Genomic DNA, 15,310 nt, shown 5'->3' with positions numbered 1-15,310 from the left:
ATGATTTTATTAGTTAATCACTTCTCTTCACTTATCTTATAAACAAGAGTTCTCTGTATTTTGGCAGTGTCCACATCTGGTTGTCGACAATCAGTTCCAGCTTGTCGATATGATAACGGATCTCTTCCATTGCCGGTACGATGGTGTCGTGGTAGGCAATGGCTTTCTCACGTTCACTTTCGATCTTGTTGGCCACTTTGCGGGCTTCGATCATGGCATCTACATGCTCTTTGATGAAGGCGGTGCGGTCGGCAATCTCTTCGATGAGTTCCAGGTTCTTGGCAGACAGTTTTGCAGCTTTGTCGCTTGGGAACAGCTCCTTCATCTTGTAAACGTTATCAATGAGATCCGTTTGATACTGCGTGGCTACCGGGATGATGTGGTTCATGGCCAAATCACCTAATACACGAGCTTCAATTTGGATTTTCTTAGTGTAAGTTTCCCATTTCACTTCGTTGCGGGCTTCCAGTTCTTTCTGAGTCAGTACACCGGTATTTTCGAACATGCGGATACTTTCCGGCTTCAGATAGCTGTCGAAGATGAGAGGCACACTGGTTTCGCAATCCAGGCCGCGTTTCTTGGCCTCTTCTTTCCATTCGTCACTGTAGCCGTTGCCATCGAAATGGATGGGCTTACAAATCTTGATGTATTTGCGGATAACCTCAAGGATAGCCGAAATCTTCGGTTCGCCTCTCTCGATGAGTTCGTCCACATCTTTTTTGAATTCTACCAGTTGCTCGGCTACGGCGGCGTTCAGGGCAATCATGGCACAGGCACAGTTTGCTTCCGAACCTACGGCGCGGAACTCAAAACGGTTTCCGGTGAAGGCGAACGGACTGGTGCGGTTACGGTCGGTATTGTCAATCAACAATTCCGGAATCTGTGGAATATCCAGTTTCATGCCTTGCTTGCCGCTAAGGCTTACGAGATCATCCTTGGTACTCTCTTCAATGTGTTCCAATACCTGTGACAACTGTTTGCCCAGGAAGCTGGAAATGATTGCGGGAGGTGCTTCGTTGGCACCCAGGCGGTGTGCGTTCGTGGCACTGGAAATAGCGGCTTTCAACAATCCATTGTGCTTGTAGACTGCCATCAGGGTGTTCACTACGAAAGTGATGAAGCGCAGGTTTTCTTCGGGTAGTTTACCCGGGCCCATCAGTCCGATGCCTGTATCCGTACCCAACGACCAGTTGTTGTGCTTACCGCTACCGTTGACGCCTTTGAAAGGCTTTTCGTGCAGCAGTACGCGGAAGCCGTGGTTACGGGCTACTTTACGCATCAGTGCCATGACGAGCATGTTATGGTCTACAGCCAGGTTACATTCTTCGAAGATGGGAGCCAGCTCGAACTGGTTGGGGGCTACCTCATTGTGACGCGTTTTAACGGGGATACCGAGTTTCAATGCTTCGATTTCCAATTCCTTCATAAAGGCTGCCACGCGGGTAGGGATGGCACCGAAATAGTGGTCTTCCAACTGTTGGTTCTTGGCACTGTCGTGTCCCATCAGCGTGCGGCCTGTCATCAGTAGGTCGGGACGTGCGGCATACAGACCTTCGTCGATCAGGAAATATTCCTGTTCCCAACCCAGGTAGGCAACTACCTTCTTCACTTCCGGATTGAAGTAACGGCATACGTCTACGGCAGCTTTGTCTACGGCACGCAGGGCTTTCAGTAACGGAGCTTTGTAGTCCAGTGACTCACCGGTGTATGCTATGAAAATGGTCGGTATGCAGAGCGTATCATCGACGATGAAAGCCGGAGAAGAGGGGTCCCATGCACTGTAACCGCGTGCCTCGAACGTATTGCGGATGCCACCGTTAGGGAAGCTGGATGCATCCGGTTCCTGCTGAACGAGCAGTTTGCCTGTGAATTCTTCCATCACACCGCCTTTGCCATCGTGCTCGATGAAAGCGTCATGCTTCTCGGCTGTACCCTCAGTCAATGGGTGGAACCAGTGGGTATAGTGGGTAACACCCATTTCGAGTGCCCATTTCTTCATACCGGCTGCCACTTCATCAGCAATGCTGCGATCCAGCGGAGCACCATTGTCGATCACGTCAATCAGTTTGGCATATACCTTGCTCGGCAGATACCTGAACATCTTTTCCTTGTTGAACACATACTTGGCATAATATTCCGACGGACGTTCCGCGGGGGCTGCCACTGCAACGGGTTTCTTTTTAAACGCCGTTTCTACTACTCTGAATCTCAATTTAGACATAATACTTTATTATTGTTGGTTCGTAAATTAGTGATTAGGGTTTGGTGATTAGTGATTAGTGGCTGCGCTGTATGCGGCATTTTGCTTATCACTAATCACTAACCGTTGATCGTTATCTAGTTGTATGCTGATTCACCATGTTCGTAGATATCCAGTCCTTCTTCTTCTACACGTCTGCTGACGCGGATACCTATCCATGAATCTACTACCTTATAAAGGATGAAAGTGATTACTGCACTGAACACGATGGATACGAGAGTTGCGAAAATCTGTATCCACAACTGATGCCAGTCTCCGTAAAGTGCACCTTGCTGCCCACCTTCTCCGGTGATGTATTGGGTAGCGAAGACACCGGTCAGGATGGAACCTACAATACCACCGATGCCGTGCACGCCGAATGCATCCAGAGCATCATCATATTTGAATTTCGGTTTCACCACTGCAACCATGAAGAAACAGACGATAGGCGTAATCAATCCGATAAAGAACGCACCCAGTAAATCTACCGTACCGGCTGCGGGAGTTATTGCTACCAATCCGGCAACGGCACCCGTGCAAGCACCTACTGTGGTTGGCTTTTTGTTGCAAATCCAGTCGATTGCCATCCAGGTTACGGCTGCCACGGCAGTTGCGATATGTGTTACCATGAATGCGTTGGCTGCAAGGCCGTCTGCTGCAAGTCCACTACCAGCGTTGAAACCGAACCAGCCCAGCCACAGGAAAGAAGTACCCAGAAATACGAATGTGATGTTGTGCGGAGTGATCGGGTGACCTATTCTGTAATCTTCTCTCTGTCCCAACATGATAGCCATCACAAGTGCGGAGATTCCGGCATTGACATGTACTACTGTTCCGCCAGCGAAGTCAATGGCTCCCATTTCCTGAAGGAAACCACCGCCCCATACCCAGTGTGCCATCGGGAAGTAGGCCAGGATAACCCAAAGGATGATGAATACCATATAGCCGGAGAACTTAATTCTTTCGGCAAATGCACCTAAGATAAGGGCGGGAGTGATAATGGCAAACATGCACTGGAACATGACGAAGGTCAGTTCGGGGATGTTGCCCGAAGTCAGTGTGTCGATGGTGATACCGTGCAGGAATGCTTTGTCGAAACCGCCAATCACAGCTCCCAGCGGATTACCCGATTCCATAAAATCTGTGCCGAATGCCCAACTGTAACCGAAAGCGACCCATAGGATGCTGACGACACCTACAATGAATAAGGTCTGCATGATGATACTCAATACGTTTTTCTGACGGACCAGACCACCGTAGAAAAGGGCGATACCGGGGATGCTCATTAGTAATACCAGAATGGTGGCTGTAATGATCCATGCTGTGTTACCGCTATCCAATACCGGTTCTTCTACTATTACAGCCGCACTTTCTACAGCTTTGGTAACGGCATCTTGTGCATATATTTTTGTTGTAAAGCACGTTGCCATAAGGACAGCAAGGGCTATCCACAGCCTGGCAGTGCTGCGTTTACTATATTTATCCATAAGTTTTTTGCTATTAGTTGTACTTGTATTCTTTGTTATTTTGAGTGTATCGCTCTCTCACTATCGAGCGTGTCACTCTCTCCGTGGTTTAGTGCTGCCTGGATTATCTTTCCTGTTCGGCATTGTAGAGGGCGATGTCGCCACGTTCGGCGGTGCGGATGCGGATAGCGTCTTCTATGGGGATGATGAAGATACGCCCGTCTCCGATTTCTCCGGTTTGTGCGGATCTGATGATGGCCTGCACGGTCTTTTCGGCATTCTTGTCGCGTACCACGATAGAGATTAGGATACGCTCAATGGAACTGGTGTCGTACATTACACCGCGGTAGATGCGTGCCTGACGGGATTTTCCTATTCCCCGGACGTCGTAGTAGGAGAACCATTCGATGTCCGCTTCGAGCAATGCGTCCTTTACATCCTCGAATTTTGTCTTGCGGATAATTGCTTCAATCTTTTTCATACCTTAATACATTTACGATTTTTTTTAGTTGACGAGGTTTTTTAGTTGACGAGTTGACAAGGGCCTTTCGGGGTGTCCGTTTCTTATCCTTGTCTGCTTGTTCCCTCGTCCCCTCGTTCCCTATTTTTACTCTCTCTCAAAAACTAACTCCGAATACGAAGTATGCACCCTGCGTGTGTGGATTGAACGTCACTTGTGCAAAGGTGGGCAGCGAAAAAGAATTTGTGAATTTGATTTCTTTTTCTGCTTTCAGTGTGAGGTTGGTTACGTTGAACTTGTTGGCATACGCACCTTCCCATGGGGTAAGACCGACTTCTGCCGACCAGTCCAGGCCACCGAGTTTAAAGGGTGCGCTGATGCCTACATACGTGGAATAAGCTCTGTCACCGTTCTCCTTTGTATAATCATCTCCGGCAAAGTAAGTGTTCCAACTCAGTGCCAGCGGACCGAAATCATATCCCAGAGTGGCTTCGAAGATGTGTACCGTGCTATGTGCGCCATACTTGAAATAATCTCCCGTATATCCGCCATCCTCTTTGTGGTAGGAGAACCAGTAATCTGTAACGGATACGCTGAAACCGCCTGTATTGTAACCCAGTGTGAGGTCGATCTCTCTGGCATCCTCCTTGTCGATGCCTACCGAGCCCCAAGCTGTCAGTGACAAGCCCTTGTAGCTGACTCCCATGCTGGGCTGGATACTTACACCACCGCAGTCTGTTCCACGCCAGATGTAGTTGCTTACAAAATCTGCACCGACTGAGGCCTCCACTTTATCCTGTGCCTTTGCCGTGAAAGGCATTGTTGCTGATAATAGCGCGATGGCTATCATTCGGAATTTTACGCTTTTCATTTTCATACCTATTTTACCTTTTAAGTTTAGACAAATTGCGGATGATCAGTCCGGTGAAACTATAGTTTTATTTTAGTTGTTATCTTTTTCATTTTCATACCAGCCATTTTCTGATTCTCCTCATGGCTTCCACACAATCCTCGTGATTTCCGAAGGCGGTCAGGCGGATGTAGCCTTCTCCGCTGGGGCCGAAACCTACACCGGGTGTTCCTACTACATTGGCTTCGTATAACATCTGTTCGAAGAAGCGCCAGGAACCGATGCCATTCGGTGCTTTCAGCCAGATGTAAGGAGCATTCACGCCGCCATACACTTTCAGTCCGGCTGCTTCCAGACCCTCTTTCATGGTTCGTGCGTTGTTCATATAATAGTCGATGTTTTCCTTTATCTGCTGCTTGCCTGCCGGGGTGTAGATGGCTTCGGCAGCCCGTTGGGTGATGTAGCTGGTACCGTTGAATTTGGTGCATTGACGGCGATTCCAGAGACGGTTCAACGGAATGCGTTCACCAGTCAGGGTGGCGGCTGTCAGCTCTTTCGGAACTACGGTGTATCCGCAACGGACTCCGGTGAATCCGGCTGTCTTCGAGAAGCTGCGGAACTCTATGGCACATTTCTTGGCACCTTTTATTTCGTAAATGGAGTGGGGAACGTCTTCTTCCTGTATAAACGCCTCATAAGCGGCATCGAACAGAATCAGAGTGTCGTTGGCAAGTGCGTAGTCCACCCATTTTTTCAGTTGTGATTTGGTCAGCGTTGTTCCCGTCGGATTGTTCGGGTAGCAAAGGTAGACGATGTCAATCCGTTTGTCCGGTATTTCGGGAACAAAGTTGTTTTCGGCGGTGCAGGGCATGTAAGTCACGTTGCTCCATTTGCCGTCTTCTTCCAATACTCCGGCACGGCCACACATTACGTTGCTGTCTATATATACCGGGTAAATGGGGTCTGTCACTCCTACGCTGTTGTCGTGGCGGAGGATATCGCCTATGTTGCCCGTATCGCTTTTGGCTCCATCGTTTACGAATATTTCCGTAGGGCTAAAATGAATGCCTCTCGGAGCATAATCATGTTTGATGATCGCTTCAATCAAAAAGTCATATCCCTGTTCGGGACCGTATCCGTGGAAGGTACTGGCATTTGTCATCTCATCCACTGCCCTGTGCATCGCCTCGATGCAAGCCGGTGGCAGTGGCCGGGTAACGTCTCCGATACCCAGGCGGATGACCTCTTGTTTAGGGTGCGTTATCCTGAAAGTATTCACCTTTTTAGCTATGTCTGAAAATAAGTAACTTCCCGGTAGTTTCAAAAAATGTTCGTTTACTAATGCCATACTTTCTTGTTGTTTTAACCATTAATCACTAATTATCTTTTCTCCGTCGAACACCCGGACTGCTCCTCCCGTCATCCATACGTGATCCGTTTTTTCGTCCCATTCGATGGTAAGTGAGCCTCCATCCATGATGATGTCTGTTTTTCTTCCGGATTTTCCGGTCAGTGCGGCAGCTACTGCGGTGGCACAAGCTCCGGTTCCGCAAGCCTGGGTGATGCCCGAACCTCTTTCCCAAACTCTCATCCTGATTTTCCCATGCTCCAGCACCTGGGCAAACTCTACATTGATGCGGTCGGGAAACAACGGATGATTTTCCAGTTTCGGACCGATGCTTTCGAGGTTGATATCTTTAATATCTTCTACAAAGATTACCAGGTGAGGATTTCCCATTGATAGGGTGGTTCCGGTGAATTTCTGTCCGTTGGCTTCAATGGGTTGTTCTTTCATATCGGCGGGACGTCCCATATCCACGGTTACGGTGTTCACTTTTCCGTCTTCTACATGGAGTTTCAGTATTTTGATGCCCGACAGGGTGTCGAGGGTAACGGCTGTTTGGGAAGTCAGGCCGTATTCATATAAGTATTTACCGATGCAACGACTGGCGTTGCCGCACATTTTGGCTTCGGAACCATCTGCATTGAAGATGCGCATACTGAAATCTGCCTTGTCCGAACTGCCGATGAGTACCAGGCCGTCGCTTCCAATTCCTGTATGCGGGGCGCTCCATTCAACCGAAAGTTTTTCAGGGCTTTCGATGGGATATTTCAGGGTGTTTACATAAATGTAATCGTTGCCTGCTCCGTGCATCTTAGTGAATTTTATAACTCTTGTCATTTTGTACTCTGTTGCTGGATTAATCTTTCTTTTTGTTTTATCACACTGCAAAGATACGACGTTTTGCTAAATTATTTGTAGAATACATATCTTATTTCTATTGTTTTTATTCATTCTTTCAGTCGCTGCAAATATACGGTATTCAAGTTTCAAATTAAAAGTTTGCGGGTGCATATTTGTATAAATTGTTATTTATGGAATTATTTCCGCATATTCATTCTATATAGGTAGTGGCGTAAATACGTGTTTTAAGTGGAAAAATGGAGTTTATGGGGTGAAAATGAAGATTTGTATATGACAGAATGAAATTGTTTTCTTGTTTTTGCTGACTAAATGATCTTTTGTATAATGCCACACTATTACAAGCCAAATGCCACACTTTAGCTTCCGTAATGCCATTCATTTGAGCCATCGAAGTGTGGCATTTGAATTGTTGAGGTGTGGCATTGGGGGAGTTAAAGTGGGGCATTGGTACAGATTGGAATGGAAATGAATAAAATGAGTATTCAGATACTGAGAAAATAGAGTATCTCAATTCCCCTCCTCCGACGGAGGAGGAGAATTGAGATAGTATTGCTTAATCACTTTAATTCATATCCCACCTTAAAGAAATAAATTTAACTACCGATCTGCATTACTTCTTTTTCAATATCTCCTGCAATAATACCGGTTCGTTGGTGGTGATGAAATCCACTCCCTGGCTGATGAGCCATTCCATATCTTTGGCATCATTTACTGTCCAGGCGTTAACCTTCATGCCAAGGTCGTGACATTCTTTGATCCACTCGGGATGTTTTTTGAAGACGGAGAAATGGTAATCAGGACCGGCACAACCCATGTCTTTCAGTTCCTGCGGATTGAGGTCACCTTCCAGATAATATACGGGAGTACCTTTAGGAGCCAGGCGAATGAATTCTTTGGTCGCATGGCGTGAGAAAGTGATATATTCGGTACGCTCTTCCAGTCCCATATCCTTAATCATTTTCACAATTTGCTCTATGGCGAGCGTTTCCCGTTCGGGAGTCTTGTGCGCTTTGAGTTCCAGGATAAGGCGGGTTTTCAATCCTTGGGCTTTATCGAGGTATTGCTGAAGGGTAGGGAGGTTCTCACCGTTGTCGAGGGTGATAGAGGTACATTCTTTCTCGGTGGATGTTTCCATGCGGACACCTTTGAATACACCGTCGTGGTCTACGATAAGTTTGTTGTCGGCAGTGAGCCAGACATCGAACTCGGAGCCGTAGCAATGGATGGAGTCAGCTTTCACCAGGGCGGCAATACTATTCTGGGCAGAACCGTCGGTCTTCCAGAAACCACGGTGGGCAATGACTTGGGTGTTTTGGGCTTGTAGGATGCCGCATGCGGCAAGAGACATAGCGGAGGCAAATAAAAGTTTTTTCAGTTTCATAGTTCCTTATTTATAATTCTGCCGCAAGGTACAAAATATGTCTGAAAAGTGATGTTTCATTTATGTTATTAATGCGAATCAGGAGATAAAGGTGTTATCTCCTTTACCTCCTATTACCTGCGTATACGGCGTCTGCGCCTGTGGTGACGTTTCTTCTGCTTATAAATGCTGATCCGTTTCCAGACAATCCACACAAACAGTATCCCGAAGACTGCAAAGATGAGAAGTACGATACCCGTATTCAGATTATCACCTTTGACGCGGCTCCACATTTCGAGAACAAGCTCTGTGCGGTCACCGAAATCACGGATCATGGCGCAACGCTCCACGACTTTACGGTCAGGGTATTGTATCGGATTGATCTGAACGCTATCTGCACCTGGACCGAAGAAATAACTGAGGTCGGAGAACTGTTCAAGAGTCGTGTCGATCTTTGCCTCCATAATCTCGGGCGTTGCTACGGCACTGACGTAGCCGATGGCATCCATATTGCGCAGAGCAATATCCGGCTGGCAAAGATAATTGATGAAGTAGCTGGCGGCTTTTACGTTGCGGGCATACTTGGGGATGGCCCAGCCATCGTACCAGATGTTGCTGCCTTCACGGGGAACTACATAGTCCAGGTCCACGCCTACAGCTTCCGCTTCGTCAATGGCCCAGACGGCGTCGCCACTCCAGGTAAGGTTGAGCCATGCTTTGTTTTTCGTCATCATTTCTTTGCCGAAGTCGGCTTCCCACCCGGCAATGTTGGGTTTCAGATCTTTCAGATATTGCTCTGCAAGGGTAATGGCTTCAGGGGAATTGTCGTTCATCAGTTGCTCCACGGTGATGGTGCTGTCGGCAAGTTGCCGGGCATGGGCATAGATGATGGCAGTGCCGTAGGCATCGCGGTAACTGTCTTTCATCAGAATCTTACCACGGTTGACGGCATCCCAAAGGCATCCCCAGGAGCTGACTTCTTCAAGGGTCTTGAACTTCTTGTTATAGAGTATTCCGGCGGTACCCCACATGTAGGGAACAACGTAATCATTGGTGTGGCGACCGGGCTGGCTGATCTTCTCCAACTCTTTCTGAATATACGGGGAGATGTTGGGGATATAGTCCGGAGTCTTACCAAAATTGCGGTTGATAGGAACGAGGAGGTCTTTCTTCAACATTCGTTCGATGATGTATTCCGAGGGGCATACAAGGTCGAAATCTTCCTGTCCGCGCTCAATCTTAGTGAGCATGATTTCGTTGATATCGAATACCTGGTAGATGATGCGGATATCTTCGCCTGTCTGCTCTTTGTACCAGGCAGGAAATTCGGCGAGGACTTCTTCGTCAATGTAATCTGCCCAGTTGTATACTTTCAGTACACGGCTGCGCTTCTCACTGGCACCGGTACAGGAGACAAGGAGAAGAATGCAGAGGAAGAGGGGTATGTATTTCTTCATTGTTTATAGGGGTTATATAGTAGGTAAATGATAATTTAGTGGTGTAGCTATTTATGTTCGGACTATCTCAATTCCCCTCCTCCTGGGAGGAGGGGTGCCCAAAGGGCGGGGTGGTAGGTAAAGAAATTCCTTAATTTTATTATTCATAGGTATTTTATTGTTTTACCTACCACCTCCCCCTGCGGGTACTCCTCCTCCGACGGAGGAGGAGAATTTGAGATACTTTAGTCTTTCATTTTCGCTCCGCTAAATTATTATTTTTCATTCTTTCTTGTTTCTTTCTGCTCTCTTATTAATCACAATCAGCAATACTAACACCGTTACAAAAATGATTGTTGACAGTGGGCGCAGTTCAGGAGTCAATCCACCCTTACGTGCGTCCGCATAGATGTATGTCGACAATGTTTCCAATCCTTCATTTCCGATAGTGAAGATCGTTACTGCGAAGTCATCAATGGAAAGCGTGAAAGCGAGGATGAAACCGCTGATCATTCCCGGCAGAATTTCTGGGAAGATGACTTTGCGAAGCGCCTGGAAAGGAGTAGCTCCGAGGTCGAGAGCTGCTTCGTAGACATTCTGATTCATTTTCTTCAGACGGGGCATCACGCTAAGTACCACATAAGGGGTACAAAAAGTGATGTGTGCCAATACCACCGTAGTAAATCCCTGCGAAATGCCAAAGCTGACAAACAGCAGGAACAGGGATACACCGGTAATGATATCCGCATTCATCATCGGAATAGCATTGGTGAAATTCATCACCTGACGTGCCCGGGAGCGCAAGTTAAAGATGCCGATAGCTGCCAGGCTTCCCAGCAGGGTAGAGGCTGTGGCGGCAATCGTAGCAATCGCGAATGTGTTCCAGATGGCATTCATCAGCGAGTGATGCATGCCGCCTGTAAATAGTGAACTGTATAGTTTGGTAGAGAATCCTGTCCAGTTACCCAGTACCTTGGCCTCGGTGAAAGAGAAGATCATAATGATCAGGATGGGCGAATAGAGCAGGGCAAGCAGAAACCAAAGATAGCCTTTCGCCAGAATACGTGTCATCATATCACACCTCCGCTTTCATTTTGTGCACTGTCGTCCTCGTTGGTAAAGAGGGCGGTGACGCCAATCAGCAACAGCATGATGAGCGACAAGGCAGCGCCGTAGTTCCACATTCCGTTATATATATTTTCTTGTACGGTAGTACCGAACAGCTTGATGTTGTTCATCGTCAGCAACTCGGCAATGGCAAAGGTGGAAACCGTGGGCATGAAAACCATCACCACACCACTCATGATGCCGGGCATCGAAAGGGGGAGGATCACTTTACCGAATACCTGTACAGGCGTAGCTCCCAGGTCTTGGGCTGCTTCTATCAGACTGCCATCCATCTTCTGCAATGTATTGTAGATAGGGTATATCATGAACGGCAGGAAGTTGTAGACCATACCGAATACCAAAGCTCCTTCGCCCAGCGGCAAGTTGAGGAAATCAAACAATGCCACCGTGGCAAGTGTACGTATCAGGATGTTCACCCACATAGGCAGGATGAACAGTACAACCATGGTCTGGGAAGTGTTGAAGCGCTTCTGACTGAGAATATAAGCAGCCGGATAACCGAGCAGGAAGCATACCAGAGTCGTGATGACAGCTATTCCGATAGAGTAGACGAATGTGTTGATAGATTCGGGATGCATCATGAATTTGCGGAAGTTGGCAAACGTGAATGCGCCTTCAGCATCGGTGAAGGCATAAACCACAATGAGCAACAGAGGCATCACAACGAAGATGATGAGAAACAATGCGTAGGGAACTGTCCAGTTCCGGCGACGCATGAAGAAACGGGATATATTACTGAGCACTTCCTTTCTTATTAGCAGATTCGACAATAGGGATAGAACCGGTGGTCTGTGCCGGTGCAACAATTCGTATATTTTCGGGTTCGATGGTGATGCCGACACGGTCACCGTCGTCCCAGACGTCAGTGGTGTCTACAAAGATATCCTCGTCCCAATCGGTAAACACGGTGAGATGGTAATGGTTTCCTTTATAAAGGATGAATTTCACTTCACCCGTCAGATGGCCGTCTTCTTCGTTATCTTCGAGGATGACGTTCCGGAAATCTATTTCTACGAGGACGGAGCTGCCCGGTTCGATGTCCTGCACTTCGGCACACTCAAAGGTGTAACCGAGGAATTCGACGTGTGTGGCGTCTATGAGCTTGCCTTCGAAGGTATTGCAGGTGCGTTCTTTCTTCATTACGTGAATGTCGAAAGGTTTCACGAGCAGACCGACTTCCCGTCCGGCTTCGAAACTGTGATAGTCCTGCACCATGAATTCGTAGCCCTCGTTAGTCTGTACCATCATTTCGTAATGCACGCCTTTGAAGATGCAGGAGGTGACAGTACCCATCAGTTGGGCAGCGGCAGAAGGTTCGAATATATAGATGTCTTCGGGACGGATGACTACATCGACGGGAGTGTTTTCGCCAAAGCCCTTGTCGACACATTCAAATTCGTGTCCGGCAAAGGATACGGCTTTGTCCTGAAGCATGAGGCCGTTCAGGATGTTACTTTCTCCGATGAAATCGGCAACGAAAGAATTGATGGGTTCGTTGTAGATGTCTGTCGGCGTACCTATCTGCTGGATGCGGCCTTCGCTCATCACGACGATGGTGTCGCTCAGAGTAAGGGCTTCTTCCTGGTCGTGGGTAACGTAGACGAAGGTGATTCCAAGCTTCTGGTGCATCTCTTTCAACTCCATCTGCATGTCTTTACGCATTTTGAGGTCGAGGGCGGCAAGGGGCTCATCCAGTAACAGCACTTCGGGTTCGTTGACGATGGCACGGGCAATGGCAACACGTTGTTGCTGTCCGCCGGAGAGGGAATCAACGTCACGGTCTTCGTAATCCGTCATACCTACCATGCGGAGGGCTTGTTTCACTTTCTTGCCAATGGTGGCTTCGGGCATCTTTTTGAGCTTCAGTCCGAAAGCGATGTTGTTGTACACGTTGAGGTGGGGGAAAAGGGCATACTTCTGAAAGACGGTATTCACCGGACGTTGGTGTGGCGGTGTTTGCGTGATGTCTTTTCCGGCGATGGTGATGATACCTTCCGAGGCGGTCTGGAAACCGGCTATCAGGCGCAACAAAGTAGTCTTGCCGCAGCCGGAGGGGCCCAATATTGTTACAAATTCGCCCTTACGGACAGAGAGGTTTACATCATTCAGTACGGCTTTGTCTCCGAAGTATTTCGATACGTGCTCTACACCGATGATGCAGTCAGACTTTTGCATAAGCGTTATTAAGTGTTTAACCTAAAACTAATAGAACGAATCCTGCCTTTCTAAAAAAAGCGGGTACAAAGGTAGGGAATAAATTGGGAAAATGAAAGTGCTGCCTTCGATTTGCATTATCTTTGAAGAAGATAAACTGCACCTCGGCATAAAAAATGAACGAGTTCATTTTATACTGTTCTCGGTTTACATTATCTTTGTAGCATTAATGAATACTATTATAGTAGAAGGAGGCAAGGACATGGGTAACAGAATATATCCTATCGGGATACAAAACTTCGAGAAGATTCGTAAGGAAGGATACGTTTATGTGGATAAAACTGCATTGATGTATAAGTTGGTGAAGAGTGGCAGTTACTATTTCCTTTCCCGCCCCCGCCGTTTTGGGAAGAGTTTGCTGATTTCCACGCTCGAAGCCTATTTTGAGGCGAAACGGGACTTGTTTGAAGGCTTGGCGGTGGAAACTTTGGAAAAAGACTGGGTGAAACGTCCTGTGTTGCATCTGGACTTGAATATCGGGAAATATGATACGCCGGACAGTCTGGACAAGATACTGAATGAAACGCTTGATTACTGGGAGTCACTTTATGGAACGCGTTCTGCCGAAACTACCCTTGCCTTGCGCTTTGCAGGAGTTGTGGGACGGGCCTATGAGCAAAGTGGTGAGCGTGTAGCCATTCTCATCGACGAATATGACAAACCCTTGCTCCAAGCTATCGGCAACGAGGAACTGCAACGCGAATTCCGCAACACTCTGAAACCTTTCTATGGCGTACTGAAAACCATGGACGGCTGCATCAAGTTTGCCTTGCTGACGGGAGTGACCAAGTTTGGCAAAGTCAGTGTGTTCAGTGACCTGAACAATCTGAATGACATCTCCATGGACGAGCCGTTTATTTCCATCTGTGGAATCACCGAAAAGGAGATACATCTTAATTTTGAAGAAGACCTGCACGAATTGGCAGCCGCGCAGAAAATGACGTATCAGGAAGTGTGCAATGAACTGAAAGCGTGCTATGACGGTTATCACTTTACAGAAAATACGGACGGCATCTACAATCCTTTCAGTTTGCTGAATACATTCTTTAAGATGAAATTCGGCAACTATTGGTTTGAAACCGGAACGCCTACTTACCTTGTGGAGTTGCTGAGACGCAATCATTACAATTTGGAGCGCATGGCGCATGAAGAAACGGATGCTGATGTGCTAAACTGTATTTATGGCGACAACGAACCAATACCGGTTATTTTCCAAAGCGGTTATCTCACGATAAAGGGGTATGATAAACGTTTCGGGCTTTACCGTCTCGGTTTTCCGAATCGGGAAGTGGAAGAGGGTTTTATCAGATTTCTGATGCCGTTTTATACCCGTTTCAACCAGTTAGAAGCGCCGTTTGAGATACAAAAATTTGTCCGTGAGATAGAGATGGGCCAACCTAACGCTTTCTTTAAGAGGCTGCAAAGCTTTTTTGCCGACACACCTTATGAATTGGTGAAAGACTTGGAATTACATTACCAAAATGTGCTGTTTATCGTCTTCAAACTGGTGGGTTTCTACACACAGGCGGAGTATCACACTTCGGAAGGGAGGGTGGATCTGGTAGTGAAGACTGCCGATTACATTTACGTTATGGAATTCAAACTGGAAGGTACTGCAGAAGAAGCTTTGCAGCAAATAGAAGAAAAACAGTATGCTCTTCCTTTTGAGGCAGACCCGAGGAAATTATTCAAAATAGGTGTGAACTTCAGTAATAAAACAAGGAATATAGAGAAGTGGATTATTGAATGACAGATTTGTGTAATTCGCGTTCTTTTATTCTGTTTTGACACTATCTTATGCGGATTGGAGTAGAGAGTCCTTTTATATTTCCTCTTTGTTGTGTGTTAAGTTAACGTAAGTTCCTAATTTCTAATTCCCAAAATTAGAAAAAAATGGTATCGGACAAAAACAAAATGGAAGAATTAAAAAATAAAAAAAAGAAAAGTCGGA

At 47.1% G+C, this 15,310-nt stretch carries 12 protein-coding genes; 1 reads left to right on the top strand and 11 read right to left on the bottom strand.

The window, feature by feature from the left end; translation table 11 throughout:
* Positions 1-31 precede the first annotated feature (31 nt).
* The 11 genes from BACCELL_RS22225 to BACCELL_RS22175 all read right to left on the bottom strand — a co-directional run bounded on the left by BACCELL_RS22225 (position 32) and on the right by BACCELL_RS22175 (position 13,320).
* Positions 32-2,221 (bottom strand): glutamine synthetase III family protein, encoded by a 2,190-nt coding sequence (locus BACCELL_RS22225; protein WP_007214348.1) that lies wholly within the window; start codon positions 2,219-2,221, stop codon positions 32-34.
* Positions 2,222-2,337: 116 nt separating this feature from the next.
* Complete coding sequence (locus tag BACCELL_RS22220) at positions 2,338-3,726, bottom strand: ammonium transporter (RefSeq protein WP_007214347.1); 1,389 nt, start codon at positions 3,724-3,726, stop codon at positions 2,338-2,340.
* A gap of 103 nt (positions 3,727-3,829) precedes the next feature.
* Entirely contained in the window at positions 3,830-4,186 is a 357-nt protein-coding gene (locus BACCELL_RS22215; protein WP_007214346.1) for a P-II family nitrogen regulator, read from the bottom strand.
* A 136-nt stretch (positions 4,187-4,322) separates the two neighbouring features.
* Entirely contained in the window at positions 4,323-5,042 is a 720-nt protein-coding gene (locus BACCELL_RS22210; protein WP_007214345.1) for a TorF family putative porin, read from the bottom strand.
* An 88-nt stretch (positions 5,043-5,130) separates the two neighbouring features.
* Positions 5,131-6,363, bottom strand: a complete 1,233-nt coding sequence (locus BACCELL_RS22205; protein ID WP_007214344.1) for an LL-diaminopimelate aminotransferase — start codon at positions 6,361-6,363, stop codon at positions 5,131-5,133.
* Positions 6,364-6,384: 21 nt separating this feature from the next.
* The gene (dapF, locus tag BACCELL_RS22200) at positions 6,385-7,197 is read right to left on the bottom strand and encodes a diaminopimelate epimerase (protein WP_007214343.1); all 813 of its coding nucleotides are present in this window, start codon (positions 7,195-7,197) and stop codon (positions 6,385-6,387) included.
* Between the two features lie 634 nt (positions 7,198-7,831).
* Complete coding sequence (locus BACCELL_RS22195) at positions 7,832-8,602, bottom strand: glycerophosphodiester phosphodiesterase family protein (RefSeq protein ID WP_007214340.1); 771 nt, start codon at positions 8,600-8,602, stop codon at positions 7,832-7,834.
* A 113-nt stretch (positions 8,603-8,715) separates the two neighbouring features.
* On the bottom strand, positions 8,716-10,038 hold the full coding sequence (locus BACCELL_RS22190) for an ABC transporter substrate-binding protein (protein WP_044154193.1): 1,323 nt from the start codon (positions 10,036-10,038) through the stop codon (positions 8,716-8,718).
* Positions 10,039-10,299: 261 nt separating this feature from the next.
* Positions 10,300-11,091 carry an ABC transporter permease gene (locus tag BACCELL_RS22185; protein WP_007214337.1) on the bottom strand — a complete coding sequence of 264 codons (792 nt, stop codon included), beginning with the start codon at positions 11,089-11,091 and terminating at the stop codon, positions 10,300-10,302.
* Positions 11,088-11,861 (bottom strand): ABC transporter permease, encoded by a 774-nt coding sequence (locus BACCELL_RS22180; protein ID WP_007214336.1) that lies wholly within the window; start codon positions 11,859-11,861, stop codon positions 11,088-11,090. Before BACCELL_RS22180 ends, BACCELL_RS22185 begins: the two co-directional genes overlap by 4 nt.
* 16 nt (positions 11,862-11,877) lie before the next feature.
* A complete protein-coding gene (locus BACCELL_RS22175) occupies positions 11,878-13,320 on the bottom strand; it encodes a polyamine ABC transporter ATP-binding protein (protein ID WP_007214335.1) in 1,443 nt (480 codons plus the stop codon).
* A 241-nt stretch (positions 13,321-13,561) separates the two neighbouring features.
* Here BACCELL_RS22175 and BACCELL_RS22170 point away from each other — a divergent pair, with 241 nt between their 5' ends.
* Positions 13,562-15,109 carry an ATP-binding protein gene (locus BACCELL_RS22170; RefSeq protein ID WP_044154297.1) on the top strand — a complete coding sequence of 516 codons (1,548 nt, stop codon included), beginning with the start codon at positions 13,562-13,564 and terminating at the stop codon, positions 15,107-15,109.
* The last annotated feature ends 201 nt before the right edge of the window (positions 15,110-15,310 follow it).

The organism is Bacteroides cellulosilyticus DSM 14838, assembly GCF_000158035.1.
Classification (GTDB): domain Bacteria; phylum Bacteroidota; class Bacteroidia; order Bacteroidales; family Bacteroidaceae; genus Bacteroides; species Bacteroides cellulosilyticus.
The sequence above is the reverse complement of the archived record's forward strand: the minus strand, read 5'-3'. Positions and strand labels throughout refer to the sequence as shown.